The following is an 18,494-nucleotide window of genomic DNA, read 5'->3' on the forward strand; positions in this document are numbered from 1 at the left end:
GGCAAACCGTGGTGCGGCACAGGCCCGACCGGCGCAGACTGCCGGTGTGGCGTTCCTTCCCGGGCTGACGCTCGCCCGCCGCTACCACGACGAGGTGGTCGCACCGGTCCTGCGCCGCCGCTTCCCGGGTCTGCGGTACGCGGCCGGTCTGCTCGACGGCGGCTCGGAGTTGCTGGGCCTGGACACCGAGCGGTCCACCGACCACGACTGGGGGCCGCGCGTGCAGGTCTTCGTCGGGAGCACCGACGCCACCCGGATCCCCGGGGTACGTGCCGCGCTGGACGCCGACCTGCCAACCGAGTTCCTCGGTTGGCCGACCCGCTTCGCCGGCGACGACGGGCGCCTCGGCGTCGCCGACCCGGTGGGCAGGCGGCACGGCGTCAGCGTGGACGAGCTGGCTGGTTGGTGGCGCCACCGGCTCGGCTTCGACCCCGCAGCCGGTGTCACCGTGGCGGACTGGCTGGCCACCCCCACGCAGCGGCTGGCCGAGGTGACCGGCGGCGCGATCTTCCACGACGGCCTCGACGGCGCGCTGACGGCTCGCCGGGTGGCGCTGGCCTGGTATCCGCCGGACGTGTGGCGGCACGTGCTCGCCGCGGCGTGGACCCGGATCGCACAGGCCGAGCATCTGCCCGGCCGGTGCGCCGAGGTCGGCGACGAGTTGGGCAGCCGGGTTGTCGCCGCCGGCCTGGCCCGGGACCTGATGCGACTCGGTCTGCTGCTGCGCCGGCGCTGGCCGCCGTACGACAAGTGGCTCGGCACGGTCTTCGGCGGGCTGCCCGACGCGGCGCCGGTGGTCGCGGCACTGACCGACGCGCTCGGCCCGGGCGACTGGACCCGGCGCCAGGCCGGGCTGGTCGGGGCGCTGGAGGCGGTGGCCCGGTGGACCGACGAGACCGGGCTCGCGGCACCGGTGCGCGCCCGCGCCCGGCAGTTTCACCGTCGCCCGTTTCTGGTGCTGCACGCCGAGCGGATCGCCGTCGCGCTGCGCGGCGGCGTGCGCGACCCGCTGCTGCGCGACCGGCCGCCGCTGGGCGCGGTCGACCAGTACGTGCACAGCGTCGACGTGCTCACCCACGCCGGCCGGATCCGTCCGCTGGCCGACAGCCTCTGGTCGGGCAGCGGGCTCACGGACCCCCGACGGTGACCGCCGTCGCGGCGGGACGCGGCGGGTCGTCGTCCCGGTCGTGGTCGGTGAGGTCACGCAGGTGCCGGACGGGTGAGAACAGCAGCGCCAGCGGCGCGCACACCACCACCGCCGCGACGATGAACAGGGTGGTGCGCGCGCCGAGGGAGCCGGCCAGTGCGCCGGCGACCAGCCCGCCGACCGGGATCGCGCCCCACGAGACGAACCGGACGGTCGCCATCACGCGCGAGAGCAGGTCGGGTGGGCTGGCGATCTGCCGGTAGGTCCGGGTGGTCACGCTGAGCACCACCGTCCCGAGGGAGAAGACGACGTTGCCGGCGGCGAAGGCGGCGTACGCCGGCCAGCCGGTGCCCCAGGGGATCAGGAAGGCCCCGGCGACGGTGGTGAATCCGGCGGCGATCAGCGCGCGGGCGGTGCCGATCCGTGCGGTGATCCGTGCGGTGAGCGCCGCCCCGACCAGGGCGCCGACCCCCTCGACGGCGAGCAGCACCCCGACCAGGCCGATCGGGGCGTGCAGCTCGCGGACCAGGTAGAGGGGGTGGAGCGCGTACTGCGCGCCGCAGACGAAGTTCATGGCCGTGGCGGCCCACATGCCGGGCCCCATCACGGGGTGGTGCGCGACGAAGCGCCACCCCTCCCGGATCAGCTCGCCGACCGGTGGCCACCGGTCCGGAGCGTCCTCGCGGCGGGCGGGCAGGGTACGCAGCAGCGCCGCCGAGACGAGGTAGCTGACCGAGTCGACGAGCAGGGTGGGCACCGCGCCCAGCGCGTGCACGGCGAGCCCGCCGAGCGAGGGGCCGCTGAGCTGGGTGGCGGCGTGGGTTGCCGAGGTGAGGCTGTTGCGGGACTGCAACTCCTCGCGGTCGACGATGCTGGGCAGGAAGGTCGAGTTCGCCACGTCGAAAAGCACGTTGGCGAAGCTGACCACGAGCGCGACGAGGACCAGGTGGAAGACGGTGAGGTGGCCCCACCACCAGGCCAGCGGGATCGACGCGACGGCGGTCGCGCGGGCCAGGTCGGCGCCCACCTGGGCGCCGCGCAGCGGCAGGCGCTGCACGATGACGCCGGCGGGCAGGCCGATCACGATCCAGGCGACGTAGCTGGCGGCGGCGATCAGGCCCATCTCGAACGCGGTGGCGTCGAGCACGGTGAGTGCGGTCAGCGGTAGGGCCACCGCGCCGACCGCCGACCCGACCATGCTGGTCGTGCCGGCGGTCCACCATCGCCAGAACACCCCGGCCCGATCGTCGACGTGCATGTCGTCCGCCCCCGTTCGACCGTGCCAGTCAGTTCCAATCTGGAACGGACTATAGTCGAGGGCGGAGCGGACGGAGGTGACGGGGTGCGGCGGGAGGATCTTGCCGACGCCGACTGCGGCATCGCGCAGGCGCTCGGCGTCCTGGGGGACTGGTGGACCTTCCTCATCGTGCGCGACGTCGCCGGCGGAACGACCCGCTTCGACGCCCTCCAACGCGAGCTCGGCGTCAGTCGGCGGGCGCTGACCGACCGTCTCGCGGCGCTGGCCGAGCACGGCGTGCTGGAGCGCCGGCCCTACTCCCAGCACCCCCCGCGCTTCGACTATCTGCTGACCGCCAAGGGCGCGGGGCTGCTCCCGGTGCTGATCGCATTGCAGGACTGGGGGACGAGACATCTGATGGGTGACGGTGAGCTGACCGCGACCGCGGGCCCCGACTCGGCCGAGGCGCGCCGGGTGCACGACCTGATCGGGCGGCGGCTGCCCGAGGTCGAGCTGGCGGGGCCGGACGGCCAGCCGGTCGCCCTGACGGGCGGCGACGCGTGGAGCGTCCTCTACTTCTTCCCGGGGGCGTACGCGCCGGGGACGCAGGGCTACCCGCCGGGCTGGGCCGAGATCCCCGGCGCCCGTGGCTGCACCCTGGAGTCGACCACCTACGCCGACCGCTACGCGGACTTCCAGGCGTCCGGGGCGCGGGTGTGGGGGGTCAGCACGCAGCGGCCGGATCAGCTCGCCGACTTCGCCGCGTACGCCCGGCTGCCGTTTCCACTCCTGTCCGACCAGGACAACCGGCTCGCCGCCGGGCTGCTGCTGCCCACCTTCCGGGCCGGCGGGATCCCCCGGTTCAAGCGGCTGACGCTGCTGGTCGACCCGGCCGCGGTGGTCCGCGCGGTGCAGTTCCCGGTCACCGATCCGGCCGGCTCGGTCGACGAGATGCTCGACGTGGTCCGCGAGCACCGCGCCGCCTGATCCGGGTGTGCCGAAGGGCCCCCGGTCGAACGCTCGGCGTCGACCGGGAGCCCTGCGCACCGCGGGTCAGGCCGGGAGGGTCCAGCGCTGGTTGGCGCCGGCGAAGCAGTCCCAGATCTGCAGCCGGGTGCCGTCGGCGGAGCTGTTGCCGGTGGTGTCCAGGCACTTGTTCGACTGCGGGTTGCGCAGCGTGCCGTTGGACTGGGCCTGCCACACCTGGGCGCCGCTGCCGTTGCATTCCCAGAGCTGCACCTGGGCGCCGTTGGCGGTGGAGCCGCTGGCGACGTCGGCGCACTTGCCGAGGGCGCGCAGCGTGCCGTTGCTGGCCACGGTCCAGCTCTGCGCGGTGGTGCCGTTGCAGCCCCACAGCTGCACCGCCGTGCCGTTGGCGCTGCTCGCCGAGGCCACATCGACGCACTTGCCGCCGATCCCGGTGATCGGGCCGGTACGGCCGGTCGGCGGTGGGGTCGTGCCGCCCATGATGGTGTCGTACATCGCGCTGACCAGCGAGGTCGAGCCGGTGGTGTCCTGGGACAGCTCCCAGTTCATCACCCCGCCGGCGTTGGCCAGGGCCCACTGCGTCTTGCGCTTTACCGTCGGGATGCCGTTGTAGCACTGCTGCGCGCCGCCGACGGTGGTGCAGTCCCGGTTGGCGTTCGCCGGGTCCATTCCGACCAGCGCCGAGTACGTGTAGTAGCCGGGGCGGCTGTAGAAGGGGATCCCGAGGACGGCCTTGCTGGCCGGCAGCCCGCGGGACTTCCACAGGTTGATGCTGGCGATCGACCAGTCGTAGTTGGCGTGCGGGCTGCCGCCGTCGTACGCCATGATGTTGAGCCAGTCGACCTGGCCGAACACGGCCGTCTGTACGCCCTGGACGCTGCCGCCCTCGGAGACCACGGCGGCGGTGAGCAGCTTGCCGCGGCTGTGCATCGCGCTGCTCAGCTGCGTCATGAGTTGGGTGTAGTTGTTGGCCGAGGCGCCCGGGTCCGGGTACTCCCAGTCCATGTCGACGCCGTCGAGGTTGTACTGGTTGACGAAGTTGACCAGGTTGTTGACGAAGGTGGTCCGGCTGCCGGCGTTGGCGGCGAGGGCCTCGAAGGCCGAGTCGTTGCCGTCGTTCCAGCCGCCGACCGCGATCGACACCTTGACGTTGTTGGCGTGCCCGAGCGAGACCAGCGAGGAGAGTTTGCTGGGGTTCTCCACCGGGCGCAGGCTGCCGTCGTTGTTGGGCAGCACGAAGGCGTAGTTGATGTGGGTGAGCTTGTTGTACTGGACGGTGTTGACGTTGCCGGCCCAGGAGGGCATGTAGCCGACGCTCTTGAAGTTGTTCGGCAGCACCACGGCCTGCGCGGCGGTGGGGACGAGGGTGAGGGTGGCGCCGGCCGTGGCCAGCGCGAGCAGACCGGCGGCGAGGGCGCGGCGGAGTGGTGAGGACATCGGGGGCCTTCCCGTGGGCGGGGGACGACAGCCGCCCACGCAGGGTGGTCGCGGGCGGTCGGTGCGGGACGCAGGGACGGGGGGCCTCGAGGCAGCCAAATCTTAAAGAGTGTTAACTGTCCGAGTCAATCAACGTCGGTGGATTTCCGGACATGCGTGCCGTCGCGAAGGATCCGGCGCCCCGCAACGCCGCCCCTCCGTCGGCTGTGCGCCGGCTGCCGGGGATCCCAAACGACCGTTAAGCTGACCGGGTGGGAATCGACGAGCTGTACCCGTCCGACCGGCTGAGCGCCGCGCAGCGCGCCACCGCTGCCGCAGGCCTGGACGCCCTGCTGCTCACGCCCGGCTCCGACCTGCGCTACCTCACCGGGTACGACGCCCACGCGGGCGAGCGGCTGACCTGTCTGGTGCTGCCCGCCGAGGGCACGCCGACGCTGATCGTGCCCACGCTGGAGCGACCGGCCGCCGAGGCCTCCCCGGCGCCGGCCACCGGAGTGCGCATCGTCGATCACGCCGACGGGGCCGACCCGTACCCCCTGGTCGTCGCCGCCCTCGACGCCCCGCCCGCGGCGGTCGGCCTGGCCGACCGGATGTGGGCCGAGCAGGTCCTCGCGCTGCGGGCCGCGCTGCCCGGCGCGGCGCAGCGGCTCGCCGGCGAGGTGCTGCGCGAGCTGCGGATCCGCAAGTCCCCGGCGGAGGTCGCGGCCCTCGCCGAGGCCGGCGCGGCGATCGACGAGGTGCACCTGCGGATGGGGGAGTGGCTGCGCCCGGGGCGCACCGAGGCCGAGGTGGCGACCGACATCGCGGCGGCGATCCGCGCCGCCGGGCACGTCAGCGTGGACTTCGTGATCGTGGCCGCCGGGCCGAACGGGGCCAGCCCGCACCACGGCACCTCGGACCGGCCGATCGGCGCCGGTGAGCCGGTGGTGGTGGACATCGGCGGCACCATGGCATCGGGGTACCGCTCGGACTGCACCCGCACGTACGTCGCGGGCGGGCCGGCTCCGGCCGAGTTCCTGGACTACTACGCGGTGCTGCGCGACGCCCAGCGCGCCGCGGTGGCGGCGGTACGGCCCGGAATCAGCGGCGCCGCGGCCGACGCCGCCGCCCGGGAGCCGATCGCCGCCGCCGGCTACGGCCCCGCGTTCCTGCACCGCACCGGCCACGGCATCGGCCTGGACGGTCACGAGGAGCCCTACCTGGTGGCCGGCAACGACCGGCCGCTGGAGCCCGGAATGGCGTTCTCCATCGAACCGGGCATCTACCTGGCGGGCCGGCACGGCGCCCGCATCGAGGACATCGTCGTCTGCACCACGGACGGCGTGCAGCGGCTCAACACCACCCCCACGGAGCTCATCGCGCTATGACTGTCGACCGGATCCTCCCCACCGACGAGGCCCACGACCTGCTGGACCTCGCCACCGAACTCGCCGATCGCGAGCTCGCGCCGAAGGCCGTCGGCTTCGAGGAGCGCGCCGAGTTCCCCCGCGAGGTGCTGCGAACCCTCGGCCGGGCCGGCCTGCTCGGCCTGCCGTACCCGGAGGAGCACGGCGGCGCCGCACAGCCGTACGAGGTGTACCTCCAGGTGCTGGAGATCCTGGCCAGCCGCTGGCTCGCGGTCGCCGAGGCGGTCAGCGTGCACACCCTGTCCTGCTACCCGGTGGCCGCGTTCGGCAGCGACGAGCAGCGCAAGCTGCTGCCCGACATGCTCGGGGGCGAACTGCTCGGGGCGTACTGCCTCTCCGAGCCGCAGGGCGGCTCCGACGCGGCGGCGCTGAGCACCCGGGCGGTCCGCGACGGCGACGCGTACGTCGTCTCCGGCACCAAGGCGTGGATCACCCACGCCCGGACCGCCGACTTCTACAACGTCTTCTGCCGCACCGGCGGGCCCGGCCCGAAGGGCATCTCCTGCCTGCTCGCCGACGCGGGCACCGCCGGCATCACCCCCCAGGCGGCCGAGCGGACCATGGGTCTGCGCTCCTCGCCGGTGGCGCAGATCGCCTTCGACGAGGCGCGGGTGCCGGCCGAGCGGCTGATCGGCGGCGAGGGGGCGGGTTTCACCATCGCCATGTCCGCACTGGACTCGGGCCGGCTGGGCATCGCGGCCTGCGCGGTCGGCCTGGCCCAGGCCGCACTGGACTACGCGGTGGGGTACGCGCGCGAGCGGCAGCAGTTCGGTCGGGCGATCGTCGACTTCCAGGGGCTGGGCTTCCTGCTCGCCGACGCGGCGACCCAGATCTCCGCCGCCCGCGCGCTGACCCTCGCGGCGGCCCGACTGCGCGACGCCGGGCGTCCGTACTCGATCGAGGCGGCCAAGGCGAAGCTGTTCGCCACCGACATGGCGATGCGGGTGACGACCGACGCGGTGCAGGTGCTCGGTGGCGCCGGCTACGTGGCCGACCACCCGGTGGAGCGGTACATGCGCGAGGCCAAGGTGTTGCAGATCGTGGAGGGCACCAACCAGATCCAGCGGCTGGTCATCTCCCGGGCTCTGGCCAGGGGCTGAGCGCGGGTCGACGATGCGTGGCGGCGCGGCTGCGGTGGGTCCACCGCCGCCCGCCGCCGGCACGGCCAGGTGGGCGCCTCGTCGCCGTCGGGCGTTTTTCCCGGTAGGTTGCTCGCCGTGGAGGAGATCGACCGCGCCATCGTCGCAGCGTTGACCGCTGACGGCCGTCTGTCGTACACCGACCTGGCCGACAAGGTGGGGCTGTCGGTGTCCGCCGTGCACCAGCGGGTGCGCCGGCTTGAGCAGCGCGGGGTGGTCAAGGGGTACGCCGCGCGGGTCTCCTTCGAGGCGCTGGACCTGCCGTTGACCGCGTTCGTGGCGATCCGCCCGTTCGACCCGTCGCAGCCCGATGACGCCCCGGAGCGGCTGGCCCACCTGCCCGAGATCGACTCCTGCTACTCGGTGGCGGGGGAGGACTTCTACATGCTGCTGGTGCGGGTTGCCAGCCCGGCCGACCTGGAGCGGGTGCTCCAGGAGATCCGTACGTCGGCGAACGTGACCACCCGGACCACGGTGGTGCTGTCCACCCCGTACGAGAACCGGCCGCCGAAGATCAGTGCCGGGCCACCGAGTCGGTCGCGGTCCCGGGCGCCGGAGGAGCCGGCTGGTTCCACCGCAGGATGACCTGCCGGCCGTGCTCGTGACCGAGCACGCTGACCGTGGCGGTGTCCAACCGCAGCAGGCCGCCGGCGGACGGCGGCAGGCCGATCCAGCGGGCGCCGAGCACCCGCAGGCTGTGCGCGTGGCCCACCAGCGCCACGGTGCCCCGGTCGAGCAGCGGGGCGACCCGGGTCAGCACCCGGTCGAGGCGGGTGCCCACCTGCGCGGGCGACTCTCCGCCGGGGCAGCCGTCGGTCCAGATGTTCCAGTGCGGTTGGTCCTCGTGGATGTCGACGGTGGTGCGTCCCTCGTACTCGCCGTAGTTCCACTCGCTGAGGTCCTCGTCGACGCCGTCGACGGTGAGCCCGGCCAGCTGCGCGGTGCGCAGCGCCCGGGAGCGGGGGCTGGCCAGCACCGTGACGAATCGCCGCCCGGCCAGGAACGCGGCGAGGGTGCGGGCCTGCCGCTCGCCGTCGGGGGTCAGCTCCAGATCGGTGTACGAGGTGTGCCGCCGAGTGGCGCTCCAGGTGGTCTCGCCGTGCCGGATCAGCAGGAGCTCTCCCATGCGGCCAGTTAACCATCGCGGACATCGCGGCACCCGGCGGCCTCCGATGCCACCGTCCCGGATACTCAACCTATCTTCCTAGGATGCCTTACAGGGTGTGCCGACCGGCACCACCGGTTTCGGCACCGGGAGAGCGGGCAAGCGAGCCGGGAGAAACGCCAGACGGAGGAGGCGCGATGAGCTTCACCGAGAAGGCCCGAAACAAGGTCGAGCAGATGGCCGGTGCCGCGAAGGAGCGGATCGGCGACAAGACCGACAACGAGCAGATGCGTGGCGAGGGCGCCAGCCAGCAGAGCGACGCGCGCGCCAAGCAGGCCGGTCAGAACGTCAAGGAAGCCGGCCGCAACGTGAAGGACGCCTTCACGAAGTGACCTGAGCGGTCCACCGGGTCCCTGGGCGGTCGCCGCCCGGGGACTCGGCGTGTGCTCCGGTTAGGGTCGCGGGGTGACCGTGCTCCGCTCCCTGGTGTTGTTCGCACTGGCCGCGCTGGCGGAGATCGGCGGCGCATGGCTGGTCTGGCAGGGCTGGCGGGAGCAGCGCGGCCTGTGGTGGATCGCCGCCGGCGTGGTGGCGCTGGGCTGCTACGGCTTCGTGGCCACGTTCCAGCCGGACCCGAACTTTGGCCGGATCCTGGCCGCGTACGGCGGGGTGTTCGTGGCGGGCTCGCTGGGCTGGGCGATGGTGGTGGACGGCTTCCGGCCGGACCGGTGGGACCTGGCCGGCGCGGCGCTGTGCCTGCTCGGCGTCGCTGTCATCATGTACGCGCCGCGCGGCGGCTCGGCTTGATTCCGCAGGACGCGCTCCACGCCTCCCGGACGGGGGCGGCGCGAGCGGGGGCACCGAACTCCATTCACGTCTGCCATGATCCACGTTGTGATCCGGCCTCGACTCCGTCCGCTGCTCGCTGCGCTGGCGACGGGGACCGTCCTCTCCGGCGCCGCGTGCGCGGTCCCGCCCTCCCGGGCCGCACCGCCGATCTTCGTCGGCCCGTCGGTCACCACGGCCGCGCCGCCACCCGCCGCCACGGCCGGACCGTCACCCACCGCCACGGGGCTGGAGAGTCCGCCGGCGGCTGGCGTTCCGGGTGCGACGCCGGTGGGGGCCCGGCCACCGGTGGTGGATCACGGACCGCGTAGCGGTAACCGGGTGGCGCTGACCTTCGACGCGGACATGACCGACGGGATGCTGCAGAACCTGCGCACCGGTCGGGTGAAGTCGTACGCCAACCTGCGCATCGTCGACCTGCTGGAACGGGAGCAGATCCCGGCGACGTTCTTCCTGACCGGCAAGTGGGTGCAGCGGTATCCGGAGGTGACCCGTCGGCTCGCCGGTAACCCGCGCTTCGAGTTGGCCAACCACACGTACGGGCATGAGGCGTTCACCGGCGACTGTTACGACCTGCCCCGGGTGCGGGCGACCGGGATGACCGACAACGTGGCGAGGACGTTCCGGGCAATCGAGCCGTACGGCGGCCGGCAGACCCGGTACTTCCGCTTTCCGGGGCTCTGCCACGACGCGGCGGCGCTGGACGCGCTGGCACCGCTCGGGCTGACGGTGGTGGACGGGGACGTGGTCAGCGGTGATCCGTTCGCCACGGCCTGGGAGCCGCTCGTGCGGGCGGTGCTGGACAACGTGCGCCCCGGGTCGGTCGTGATCATGCACGTGACCGAGGCGAATGCCCGGATGACGGACGAGGCGCTGCCGCACATCCTGGCGGGGCTCCGCGAGCGGGGCCTGGTCCCGGCGACGCTGTCCGAGGTGCTGGCGGGCGCCTGAGTGGCGCCGGCAGGACGCCGGTGAGCGTGATACCTCAGGGTCATTTTCATACCTGAGAGTCATCGCGCTCATGCGGCACCGACCGACCCCCGGGGGAAGGATCCCCGGGGGTGTCGTGGGTGGTGGGTCAGTCGTCGCGGTGGTCGGCCCACCACTGCTGGCCGCTGTCGGGCAGGGTGTCGATCGGGTCGTAGTAGGCGTAGCGCTTGTTGAGCGCCTCCAGGTCGGCGGACTCGATGGAGGTGCGGTAGTTCTTGGTCCAGTAGGAGATGCCGCGGTCGCGGTCGTAGTCGGTGAGCATGTGCACCCAGCGCTTGCCGACGAAGGGGACGTCGCAGACGATCCGCGGGGTGGCGTAGCCGGGCAGGTAGCCCATGATGTCGTGCTGGAGCTGCTGGGCGTGCCAGACCGGGACCCGCCAGTGTTCGGCGTTGGGGATCATGTCGCACATGTAGAAGTAGTACGGCAGGATGCCGGCCTCGCCCTGGAGCGCGAAGCAGAGGTCGAGCAGCTCGGGGGTGGTGGCGTTGACGCCGCGCATGAGCACGCCCTGGTTGCGGACGTCGCGGACGCCGACGTCGAGGGCGGTCTGGGCGGCCTTGGCGACCAGTGGGGTGAGCGACTGGGCGTGGTTGACGTGGGTGTGGATGGCGAGGTTGACGCCGCGGCGGGCGGCGGTGCGGGCGACGCGTTCCAGGCCTTCGACGACGTCGGGCTGCAGCCAGTGTTGGGGCAGGCCCATGAGGGCCTTGGTGGCGAGCCGGATGTCGCGGACCGTCTCCAGTTCCAGCAGGCGCATGAGGTACGACTCGAGATTGCGCCAGGGCACGTTGGCCACGTCGCCACCGGAGACGACGACGTCGCGGACGCCGGGGTGGGCCTTGAGGTAGCTGATGTGGGCGTCGTAGCGCTCGACGGGCTTCAGGGTGAGTTTGAGCTTGTCGACGGCGGGGGTGGAGTTGCCGACGAGGTCCATCCGGGTGCAGTGCCCGCAGTACTGGGGGCAGGTGGAGAGCAGTTCGGCGAGGACCTTGGTGGGGTAGCGGTGGGTGAGCCCTTCGGCGACCCACATGTCGTGTTCGTGCAGTGAGTCGCGGCTGGCGTACGGGTGCGACGGCCAGTCGGTGCGCCGGTCGGAGGCGACGGGGATCATGTAGCGGCGGATGGGGTCGGCGAGCAGCGCCTCGGTGGTGAGGGGCGCGAACGGCACCATCGTGTTGATCATTTGGGGTGGCACCAGCATCGACATGGTGGCCAGGGCCTTCTGGTCGGCCTCGAGGTCGGTGTAGAAGCTCTCGTCGATGAGGTCGCCGAGGACGGTGCGCAGCTGCTTGATGTTCTTGACGCAGTTGACGCGTTGCCACTGGGCGGATTCCCACTGGTCGCGGGTGACGTGGCGCCAGCCGGGGAAGCGGGTCCAGTCGGGTTCGACCAGGGGGTGGCGGCGGTATTCGTACGGCTGCCCGGCGGTCGGTACGGCGACCGGGGCGTGACGGGGTTGAGGGATGGTCTCAACCGGTTGGGTCTGGGTCACGGCCCCTCCTCGGTGCTGCGGCTGATCAACGAAACCCGAAGGCTACTGGAAAATATCCGGTGAAGAAATTAGTCTGCCGTAAGTTTTCCCGTTACGCGATCCCCCGACCGGGGCTTCGGGCGGCTGAAGAGGGGGAGGTCGGCGTGACGTCACCGGTGGGACTGCACCGCGTCGTGGAACCGGCGGGGGTGCTGCCGCAGGCGGCCTGGCGGTTGGACGCGTCCGCCGCGATCGCGCCGAACGAGGTGCGGATCCGGGTGGAACGGCTGAACCTGGACGCGGCGAGCTTCCGGCAGCTGTCGGAGAAGCACGGTGGGGACGGCGACGCGGTCCGCGCCGAGGTGCTGGAGATCATCTCCACCCGGGGGAAGATGCAGAACCCGGTGACCGGGTCCGGTGGGATGCTGATCGGCACGGTCGAGGAGGCCGGCCGGCGTTCCCCGCTGGGCCTCAAGCCGGGCGAGAGGGTCGCCACCCTGGTGTCGCTGACCCTGACGCCGCTGGTGGTGACCGACGGGTTGGCCCGTTGGGACGGGCGCAGCGAGCAGGTGCCCTGCGACGGGTGGGCGATCCTGTTCGCCCGCTCCATCGCCGCGGTGCTCCCGGACGACGAGGACCCGCAGCTGTCCCTGGCCGTGCTGGACGTGTGCGGGGCGCCCGCGCTGACCGCGCGGGTGGTGTCGCGCTACGTCGAGGAGCGGCACCGTGCGGGTGATCCGACGCCGGTGCGCGTCGCGGTGATCGGCGGCGCGGGCAAGAGCGGGTCGCTGTCGCTGGCCGCGGCGCGGCGGGCGGGCGCCGCGCGTACCGTCGGGGTGGTGCCGGTGGCGGCGGAGCGCGACGCGCTGACGGCCGCCGGCCTGGCCTCGGTGGTGGCGATGGCCGACGCCCGGGACCCGGTGGGGCTGTCCACGGCGGTGACCACCGCGCTGGGCGCCCCGGCGGACGTCACCGTGGTGTGCGTGGACGTGCCGGGCTGCGAGCACGGGGCGGTGCTGGCCACCGCCGACGGCGGCACGGTGATCTTCTTCTCGATGGCGACGAGCTTCTCCGCCGCGGCGTTGGGCGCCGAGGGGTTGGCCGCGGACGTGACGATGCTGGTGGGCAACGGGTACGTGCCGGGGCACGCGGAGCTGGCGTTGGGGCTGCTGCGCGCCGAGCCGGGGGTCCGTCGGCTGTTCGCGGCGCGGATCGCGGCAGACTGAGGTCATGACGAACCCCTCGACCTTGTACCGCGGCGGCGTGCTGCACTGTCCCGCCGACCCGAGCGCTACCGCGCTGCTGGTTTCCGGTGGGCGGATCGCCTGGCTGGGCACCGACGGTGACGCGCCGCCCGCCGACCGGGTGGTGGACCTCGGCGGGGCGCTGGTGACGCCGGCGTTCGTGGACGCGCACGTGCACGCCACCGACACCGGGTTGACGCTGTCCGGGCTGGAGTTGTCCGGGGTGCGCTCGGCGGCGGAGTTGCTGGACGCGGTGGCCGCGTTCGCGGCCGGCCAGCCGGCGGACGCGGTGGTGCTGGGGCACGGCTGGGACGAGTCGGGCTGGCCGGACCCGGCGCTGCCGGACGCGGCGGCGCTGGACCGGGCGGCGGGCGGCCGGCGGGTGTACCTGTCGCAGGCGTCCATCCACTCGGCGCTGGTGTCGACGGCGTTGCTGGCGGCGTGTCCGCAGGCGGCGGCCGCGCCCGGGTACGACGCGTCGGGGTGGCTGCGTCGTGACGCGCATCATGTGGTGCGGGCGGCGGCGCAGGGATCGGTGAGCCGGGCGCAGCGGGTCGCCGCGCAGCGGGTGGCCCTGGCGCACGCGGCGTCGCTGGGTATCGCCGCGGTGCACGAGTGCGGTGGCCCGGACATCTCCGACGAGGAGGACTTCACCGGCCTGCTGGGCATCTCCGGCGCCGGGCTGCCGGAGGTGTACGGGTACTGGGGTGAGCTGGGTGGCGCGGCGCGGGCCCGGGAGTTGGGCGCGGTGGGCGCCGGCGGTGACCTGTTCGCGGACGGGGCGTTGGGTTCGCGGACGGCGCACGTGTCGCAGCCGTACGGCGACGGTGACGGTTGCGGGCACGGGTACCTGTCGGTCGAGCAGGTGCGCGATCACCTGCTGGACTGTGCGGCGCACGGTATGCAGGGCGGGTTCCACGCGATTGGTGACGCGGCGATCGGCACGGTGCTGGAGGGCTTCGCGGCGGCGGCGCGGACGGTGGGCGTGGAGCGGTTGCGCGCGGCCCGGCACCGCATCGAGCACGCGGAGATCATGAGTAAGCGGCTGATCGCCGGGTTCGTGGAGTACGGGGTCGTGGCGAGCATGCAGCCGGCGTTCGACCGGCTGTGGGGTGGCGCGGGCCGGATGTACGAGTCGCGGCTGGGTCTGGACCGGTCGTTGGAGTCCAACCCGATGGGCGCGATGCACGGGGTGGGGGTGGCGCTGGCGTTCGGGTCGGATTCGCCGGTGACGCCGCTGGACCCGTGGGGGTCGGTGCGGGCGGCGGCGGCGCACCACAACCCGGCGCAGCGGATGAGCGTGCGGGCGGCGTTCGCCGCGCACACGCGCGGCGGGTGGCGGGCGGTGCACCTGGACGTCGAGGGGGTCCTCGCCCTGGGCGCGCCGGCGACGTTCGCGGTGTGGTCGACGCCGGCCGGTGTGCAGCAGGGCCTGCCGGTGCTGCTGGCCGAGGATCCGGAGCTGCGGGGTCCGGACGACCCGACGCCGCTGCCGGTGTGCCGGAGCCTGGTGCTGCGCGGTGAGGTCATCTATGAGGAAGGTTCGTCGTGACCGGGAAGCTTGATCTTGACCCTGCGCTGGTGGCGCGGGCGCGGGAGTTGGCGCGTCGGGCCGGGCAGCCGGTGGTGGACCTGGCGCGCAGCCACACCACGGTGTCGGTGGAGCGGGCGGTGCTGCGGCTGGCCGGGGTGACCGGCGCCGACCCGGACGGCATTCCGTGGGTGAACCGGCTCGTCGACGCCGTCGTCGCGGACGTGGGGCTGGGTCACGGGGTGGCCGTGCCGGTGTTCGACGCGCTGGCCCGCGAGGGCGTCACGGACGTGACGCTGCTGGCGCAGAAGGCCGCCGCCGGTTCGGTGCGGTTCACCCAGCCCACCGGGCGGGCCGCCACGGCCGCCCGGTCGGCGGCGCGCCGGGCGGTCGGCGCGGGCATCCGGCGTATCGACCGGCGGCGCGCCGAGCGTGATCGCCTCGTCAAGCGGCACGGGGATCCGGCGCAGCGGCCGTGGATCTACCTGATCGTGGCGACCGGGGACATCTACGAGGACATTCCGCAGGCGCAGGCCGCGGCCCGGGCCGGCGCGGATGTCATCGCGGTGATCCGCTCCACGGGGCAGTCGCTGCTGGACTACGTGCCCGAGGGCGCGACCCGGGAGGGGTTCGCCGGCACGTACGCCACGCAGGAGAACTTCCGGCTGATGCGGGCGGCGCTGGACGAGTCGTCGAAGGAGTTGGGCCGCTACGTGCGGTTGACCAACTACGCGTCCGGGCTGTGCATGCCGGAGATGGCGACCCTCGCGGGGTTGGAACGCCTCGACATGATGTTGAACGACTCGATGTACGGGATCCTGTTCCGCGACATCAACCCGATCCGCACCTTCGTCGACCAGCGGTTCTCCCGGCAGGTCCACGCCCGCGCCGGCATCATCATCAACACCGGTGAGGACAACTACCTGACCACCGCCGACGCCGTCGACGAGGCGCACACGGTGACCGTGTCGCAGCTGCTCAACGAGTTCTTCGCGCACGAGGCGGGCCTGGCGGACTGGCAGTTGGGGCTGGGGCACGCGTTCGAGATCAACCCGGAGGTGCCGGAGTCGTTCCGGTTGGAGTTGGCGCACGCGCTGCTGGCCCGGGAGTTGTTCCCGGACGCGCCGCTGAAGTGGATGCCGCCGACCAAGCACATGACCGGTGACGTGTTCCGGGGCAACCTGCTCGACGGGTTCTTCAACCTGGCGGGAGCGCTGACCGGTCAGGGCATCCTGCTGGTGGGGATGATGACCGAGGCGGTGGTGACGCCGTGGCTGTCCGACCGGGACATCGCCCTGCAGAACGTGCGGTACGTGCTGGGCGCCGCCGGTGGGCTGCACGAGGACTTCGTGCCCGCGCCGGGCGGGTTCATCCGGCGGCGCGCCAACCAGGTCCTCGGCGAGGCGTTGGACCTGCTGGAGCGCATCGGGGAACAGACGCTGCTCGCGGCGATCGCCGAGGGCACGTTCGGGATCATGAAGCGGCCGGCGGACCGCGGTAAGGGCCTCGCCGGGGTCGCCGCGCACGAGGCTGACTACTGCAACCCGGCCACCGAGATCCTGGAGGCGGCGGCGTGAGCGAGCGCAGCGAGCGAACCGGCCAGCACAGCAGCCACGCGCTCACGACGCCGCGAAGCGGTGGCGTGAGCAAGCAGATCGTGCGGCCGTACGGGGACACCACCGGCGACGGGATGGTGCAGGTGTCGTTCACCCTGCCGGTGTCGCACGACAAGCGGGCCGAGGGCGCGGCGGTGCAGCTGGCCAACAAGATGGGCATCGACCCGGCGATGGTGGTGCACGCCAAGCCGATGGGCGACGGGTTCACCTTCTTCGTCGTCTACGGGCGGGTGAACCACCTGGTCGACCTGGGCGCCGTGCAGGTGGTGGAGCGGGACTTCGCGCTGCTGTCGGCCAAGGAGGTCAACACGGTGGTCAAGCAGCGGCTGCGGCGCAAGCTGTCCGTGGTCGGGGCGTGCATCGGCACCGACGCCCACACCGTGGGCATCGACGCGATCCTCAACGTCAAGGGCATCGCGGGGGAGAAGGGCCTGGAGTACTACCGGGAGTTGAAGGTCACCAACCTGGGCGCGCAGGTCAGCGTGCCGGAGCTGGTGGAGGCCGCCCGGGCCGAGAAGGCCGACGCGGTGCTCGTGTCGCAGGTCGTCACCCAACGCGACGCGCACCTGCACAACACCCGGGAGATGTCCGCGGCGTTCCGCGAGGCGATGCCCGCCGGGCGGCGACCGCTGCTCATCGTCGGCGGCCCCCGGTTCGACGAGACGATGACCGACGAGTTGGGCGTGGACCGGATCTTCGGTCGGGGCACCACGCCCGGCGAGGTGGCCAGCTACCTCGTGCACGCCCTGATCACGCAGCGAAAGGCGATGGCATGACCGACTCCAGGCTCGGGTTGACAGTGACGCACCGGCGGTACGTGCCGTACTCGCACGCCCACTACGCCGGCAACCTCGTCGACGGGGCGTACGCCGTCGGACTGTTCGGCGACGTCGCCACCGAGGTGTGCATCCGCACCGACGGCGACGAGGGTCTGTTCGCGGGCTACTCCGACGTGCGGTTCAGCGCGCCGATCCGCGCCGGTGACGTCATCGAGGTGACCGCGCAGGTGTCGCGCGTGGGCACCCGCAGCCGCACGCTGGAGTTGAGCTGCGCGGTGGTGTGCCGGGGCCGGCCGGACCGCTCCGAGTCCGCCGCCGAGGTCCTGGACCCGCCGATCGTGGCGGTCACCGCGACCGGCACCGTGGTCGTCCCCGCCGCGTCGTGACCCTGGCGGTCTGCGCGGACGTCGGCTCCACGTACACCAAGGCGGCCGTGGTGGACCTGGCCGCCGGGCTGCTGGTGGGCGCCGCGGCCGCGCCCACCACGGTGGGCAGCGACGTGCTGCACGGCCTGGACGCCGCGGTCGCGGCGGCCACCGCCGGGCTCGGCGTGCGCGAGATGCCGTGGTACGTCTGCTCGTCGGCCGGCGGTGGGCTGCGGCTGGCCGTGATCGGCTACGAGCCGCTGGTCACCGCGCAGGCGGGCCGGCGCGTCGGGCTGTCCGCCGGCGCGCACGTGGTGCACGTGGCGGCCGGGCGGCTCGGCGCGGCGGACCTGGCGGCCCTGCGGGCGGCGCGACCGGACGTGGTGCTGCTCGTCGGCGGCACCGACGGTGGTGACGCCGACACGATCACCCACAACGCGACCCGGCTGGCCCGGGCCCGCTGGCGGGTGCCGGTGGTGCTCGCCGGCAACGGCGACGTCCGCGCGGAGCTGACCGGGCTGCTGGAGTCCGCCGGGGTGCCCGTGACGGCGGCCCAGAACGTGCTGCCCCGCATCGGGGTGCTCGCCCCCGCGTCGGCGCGGGCGGCGATCCGCGCGGTGTTCCTGCGCCACGTCATCGGCGGCAAACGGCTGTCGCGGGGCACCCGGTTCGCCCGGCTGGTCCGCGCGGCGACCCCCGACGCGGTCCTCACCGGCGTGGAGGTCCTCGCCGACACCATCGGCGGGGACCTCGCCGTGGTCGACGTGGGTGGGGCCACCACCGACGTGTACTCGGTGCTCACCCCCGACGAGCGGGCCACCGGGCCGGGCCGGGAGGTCGCCGGCAGCCTGTGGCGGGCCCGCACCGTGGAGGGGGACCTGGGCATGCGGTGGAGCGCCCCCGGGGTCGTGCGCGCCGCCGAGGACGAGCGGCTGCTCGCCCCCGGTGAGCGGGACGACCTGGCGGCGGCCGCGCAACGCCGCGCCGCCGACCCGGCGTTCCTGGCCGCCGACGACGCCGAGCGGGCCGTGGACGCCCGGATCGCCACCCTCGCGGCCACGGTGGCGCTGCGCCGGCACGCCCGGGGCGCCGCGACCGGTGAACGCGCCGGCCGGGACCTGCGCGACGTGCGGCTCATGGTGGGCTCCGGCGGGGTGCTGCGGCACGCTCCGGAGCACACGGCGGGGCAGG

The 18,494-nt window shown here is 73.2% G+C and carries 18 protein-coding genes; 14 read left to right on the top strand and 4 right to left on the bottom strand.

All coding sequences use genetic code 11. The features are described from left to right. Positions 1-46: 46 nt before the first annotated feature. Complete coding sequence (locus tag EAD98_RS30080; RefSeq protein WP_121657324.1) at positions 47-1,147, top strand: DUF4037 domain-containing protein; 1,101 nt, start codon at positions 47-49, stop codon at positions 1,145-1,147. Here EAD98_RS30080 and EAD98_RS30085 read toward each other — a convergent pair. Then, on the bottom strand, positions 1,128-2,405 hold the full coding sequence (locus EAD98_RS30085; protein WP_121657325.1) for an MFS transporter: 1,278 nt from the start codon (positions 2,403-2,405) through the stop codon (positions 1,128-1,130). The two genes, EAD98_RS30080 and EAD98_RS30085, sit on opposite strands and share 20 nt — an antisense overlap. A gap of 84 nt (positions 2,406-2,489) precedes the next feature. Here EAD98_RS30085 and EAD98_RS30090 point away from each other — a divergent pair, with 84 nt between their 5' ends. Then, on the top strand, positions 2,490-3,371 hold the full coding sequence (locus tag EAD98_RS30090; RefSeq protein WP_121657326.1) for a winged helix-turn-helix transcriptional regulator: 882 nt from the start codon (positions 2,490-2,492) through the stop codon (positions 3,369-3,371). Between the two features lie 66 nt (positions 3,372-3,437). Here the strand turns inward: EAD98_RS30090 and EAD98_RS30095 are convergent, their stop codons facing one another. Beyond that, positions 3,438-4,808 carry a glycosyl hydrolase family 18 protein gene (locus EAD98_RS30095; protein ID WP_121657327.1) on the bottom strand — a complete coding sequence of 457 codons (1,371 nt, stop codon included), beginning with the start codon at positions 4,806-4,808 and terminating at the stop codon, positions 3,438-3,440. A 251-nt stretch (positions 4,809-5,059) separates the two neighbouring features. On the opposite strand from EAD98_RS30095, the gene EAD98_RS30100 reads away from it, so the two are divergent. From EAD98_RS30100 to EAD98_RS30110, 3 genes are all read left to right on the top strand, one after another. Continuing rightward, positions 5,060-6,175 carry a Xaa-Pro peptidase family protein gene (locus tag EAD98_RS30100; RefSeq protein WP_121657328.1) on the top strand — a complete coding sequence of 372 codons (1,116 nt, stop codon included), beginning with the start codon at positions 5,060-5,062 and terminating at the stop codon, positions 6,173-6,175. Further along, on the top strand, positions 6,172-7,314 hold the full coding sequence (locus EAD98_RS30105) for an acyl-CoA dehydrogenase family protein (RefSeq protein ID WP_121657329.1): 1,143 nt from the start codon (positions 6,172-6,174) through the stop codon (positions 7,312-7,314). The genes EAD98_RS30100 and EAD98_RS30105 overlap by 4 nt, the downstream gene beginning before the upstream one ends. Positions 7,315-7,431: 117 nt before the next feature. Continuing rightward, positions 7,432-7,938 carry an Lrp/AsnC family transcriptional regulator gene (locus EAD98_RS30110; RefSeq protein ID WP_121657330.1) on the top strand — a complete coding sequence of 169 codons (507 nt, stop codon included), beginning with the start codon at positions 7,432-7,434 and terminating at the stop codon, positions 7,936-7,938. Here EAD98_RS30110 and EAD98_RS30115 read toward each other — a convergent pair. Next, the gene (locus tag EAD98_RS30115; RefSeq protein ID WP_121657331.1) at positions 7,868-8,479 is read right to left on the bottom strand and encodes a histidine phosphatase family protein; all 612 of its coding nucleotides are present in this window, start codon (positions 8,477-8,479) and stop codon (positions 7,868-7,870) included. The genes EAD98_RS30110 and EAD98_RS30115 overlap by 71 nt on opposite strands. Positions 8,480-8,655: 176 nt before the next feature. Here EAD98_RS30115 and EAD98_RS30120 point away from each other — a divergent pair, with 176 nt between their 5' ends. The 3 genes from EAD98_RS30120 (at position 8,656) to EAD98_RS30130 (ending at position 10,255) form a co-directional block, all read left to right on the top strand. Next, positions 8,656-8,850, top strand: a complete 195-nt coding sequence (locus EAD98_RS30120; protein WP_121657332.1) for a CsbD family protein — start codon at positions 8,656-8,658, stop codon at positions 8,848-8,850. 73 nt (positions 8,851-8,923) lie between these two features. Next, complete coding sequence (locus EAD98_RS30125; RefSeq protein ID WP_121657333.1) at positions 8,924-9,265, top strand: YnfA family protein; 342 nt, start codon at positions 8,924-8,926, stop codon at positions 9,263-9,265. 87 nt (positions 9,266-9,352) lie between these two features. Continuing rightward, positions 9,353-10,255 (top strand): polysaccharide deacetylase family protein, encoded by a 903-nt coding sequence (locus tag EAD98_RS30130; RefSeq protein WP_233584034.1) that lies wholly within the window; start codon positions 9,353-9,355, stop codon positions 10,253-10,255. Between the two features lie 127 nt (positions 10,256-10,382). Here the strand turns inward: EAD98_RS30130 and EAD98_RS30135 are convergent, their stop codons facing one another. Further along, entirely contained in the window at positions 10,383-11,789 is a 1,407-nt protein-coding gene (locus EAD98_RS30135; protein WP_121657334.1) for a KamA family radical SAM protein, read from the bottom strand. 155 nt (positions 11,790-11,944) lie between these two features. Here EAD98_RS30135 and EAD98_RS30140 point away from each other — a divergent pair, with 155 nt between their 5' ends. The 6 genes from EAD98_RS30140 to EAD98_RS30165 all read left to right on the top strand — a co-directional run. Continuing rightward, positions 11,945-12,994: a zinc-binding alcohol dehydrogenase gene (locus EAD98_RS30140; RefSeq protein ID WP_199723621.1), complete on the top strand. Its 1,050-nt coding sequence runs from the start codon at positions 11,945-11,947 to the stop codon at positions 12,992-12,994. Between the two features lie 4 nt (positions 12,995-12,998). Continuing rightward, the gene (locus EAD98_RS30145) at positions 12,999-14,564 is read left to right on the top strand and encodes an amidohydrolase (RefSeq protein WP_121657336.1); all 1,566 of its coding nucleotides are present in this window, start codon (positions 12,999-13,001) and stop codon (positions 14,562-14,564) included. Further along, positions 14,561-16,120 carry a lysine 5,6-aminomutase subunit alpha gene (locus EAD98_RS30150; RefSeq protein WP_121657337.1) on the top strand — a complete coding sequence of 520 codons (1,560 nt, stop codon included), beginning with the start codon at positions 14,561-14,563 and terminating at the stop codon, positions 16,118-16,120. Before EAD98_RS30145 ends, EAD98_RS30150 begins: the two co-directional genes overlap by 4 nt. Before the next feature lie 65 nt (positions 16,121-16,185). Next, positions 16,186-16,935: an OAM dimerization domain-containing protein gene (locus EAD98_RS30155; protein ID WP_121657342.1), complete on the top strand. Its 750-nt coding sequence runs from the start codon at positions 16,186-16,188 to the stop codon at positions 16,933-16,935. Beyond that, positions 16,932-17,324, top strand: coding sequence for a hotdog domain-containing protein (locus EAD98_RS30160; protein WP_121657338.1), 393 nt, complete (start codon positions 16,932-16,934; stop codon positions 17,322-17,324). Before EAD98_RS30155 ends, EAD98_RS30160 begins: the two co-directional genes overlap by 4 nt. Further along, positions 17,321-18,494: glutamate mutase L (locus tag EAD98_RS30165; protein WP_121657339.1), on the top strand; the 1,174-nt coding region annotated here is incomplete at its 3' end. The genes EAD98_RS30160 and EAD98_RS30165, both read left to right, overlap by 4 nt.

This window comes from Micromonospora sp. CV4, assembly GCF_003667455.1.
Classification (GTDB): domain Bacteria; phylum Actinomycetota; class Actinomycetes; order Mycobacteriales; family Micromonosporaceae; genus Micromonospora.